Source organism: Oleiphilus sp. HI0066 (assembly GCF_001635725.1).
Window position 1 is genome coordinate 1 of sequence record NZ_LWFH01000241.1, and the last position, 1,879, is coordinate 1,879.

The window sequence follows — 1,879 nt, forward strand, 5'->3', positions numbered from 1 at the left end:
CCTTCAAACGCATGGCGATGGATGACGAAGAGACAGTCGCGCTCACAGCTGGTGGCCACACCGTTGGTAAAGCACACGGTAACGGCGATGCAGGTGAGCTTGGCCCAGAACCAGAAGGTGCTGAAATCGAAAACCAAGGTTTTGGTTGGATGAATAAGACCAAAGCAGGAACAGGCCGCGATACGGTAACAAGTGGTGTTGAAGGTGCATGGACCACAAACCCAACGCAGTGGGATAACGGTTACTTTGACTTGCTATTGAACTACGAGTGGGAACTTAAGAAGAGCCCAGCTGGTGCATGGCAGTGGGAGCCGGTCGACTTGAAAGATGAGCATCGCCCTGCTGCGATTGATGATCAAGCTGATCCAACCCGTGTTGTGATGACCGATGCCGATATGGCTATGAAAGTAGACCCAGAGTACCGCAAAATCTCAGAGCGTTTTTACAATGACCCTGAGTATTTTTCAGAAGTATTTGCGCGTGCTTGGTTCAAGTTAACGCACCGCGATATGGGGCCTAAAAGGCGTTACATTGGTCCTGAAGTTCCTGTGGAAGATTTGATTTGGCAAGACCCAACACCTGCAGGAAATAGCGATTTTGATGTAGCTGCTGTGAAAGTAAAAATTGCTGAAAGTGGTTTGAGTGTGTCAGACCTAGTTACCACCGCATGGGATAGTGCACGTACATTCCGCGGCTCTGACTTCCGAGGTGGTGCAAATGGTGCGCGTATTCGTCTTGAACCAATGGCTAGTTGGGCGGGTAACGAGCCAGAGCGCTTGCAACGTGTTCTTTCAGTGCTTGAACCAATAGCGCAGGCTGCCAATGCGAGTGTTGCTGACGTGATCGTACTTGCTGGTGGTGTGGGGGTTGAGCAAGCTGCAAAAGCCGCTGGTCAAAACATCGAAGTGCCATTTACAGCAGGACGTGGTGATGCAAGTGCAGAGCAAACTGACGCGGAGTCTTTCTCAGTGCTTGAGCCAATTCACGACGGTTTCAGAAACTGGTTGAAAGAAGACTATGCAGCGACTTCTGAAGAACTGTTGCTAGACCGCACTCACTTGATGGGCCTAACAGCACCAGAAATGACTGTGTTACTTGGTGGACTTCGTGTACTTGGTACCAACTACGGCGGTTCAAAGCATGGCGTGTTTACTGAACGAGAAGGCACTTTAACGAACGACTTCTTTGTCAACTTAACTGACATGCAGTATCAGTGGAAACCGACTGGCAAAAATTTGTACGACATTGTTGAGCGCGCGACAGGGAATACCAAGTTTACAGCAACACGTGTTGACTTAGTGTTTGGCTCGAACTCAGTGCTGCGTAGCTACGCAGAGGTTTACGCTCAAGACGATAATCAAGACAAATTTGTTCAGGATTTCGTTTCGGCATGGACCAAAGTGATGAATGCAGATCGTTTTGATCTAGCGTAAAGTCAGTCTGATCAACAATGAGTGAAAGAACGAAAAGCCTCAGTTTACTGAGGCTTTTTTGTGTTTGTTTTCATAGCTTACTTCGGTCTAGCTAAGCTCAATACATCTCCAAGCGACGCGTATTCATTCGCACCCAATCTCGCTAATGGGTTTAGATTTTTCGCATCAATTTTTAGTCGGCCCTTATCATCTTCACCGACGTAGTTGTCATCAACGAAGGCTTGTTCTATCTCTAAGAGAATCAGCGCTTGTGGTGTTTCTCCCCATTCAATGACTTTCGCGACCTTGCAACCAAAGGCAATAGGGCTTTCTTTGATGCGGGGGAGAGGAAAGCCCTCAAATGATTCTAGAGATAGATTCAAACGCTCTAGTTCGGAATCGCCATAATCGAGTGTTGCGGCTGAATCAGAGACCTCTTGCATCTGCGTGACCTGTGGAATATGCAC

General features: G+C 48.0%; 1 protein-coding gene and 1 pseudogene. One reads left to right on the plus strand and one right to left on the minus strand.

Annotation, left to right across the window (positions count from 1 at the left end):
* A partial coding sequence (locus A3738_RS03820; protein ID WP_068763366.1) for a peroxidase family protein occupies positions 1 to 1,433 on the plus strand: 1,433 nt, incomplete at its 5' end.
* A gap of 77 nt (positions 1,434 to 1,510) precedes the next feature.
* Here A3738_RS03820 and A3738_RS03825 read toward each other — a convergent pair.
* A pseudogene (locus A3738_RS03825) lies at positions 1,511 to 1,879 on the minus strand (flavin reductase family protein); the annotation flags it as partial.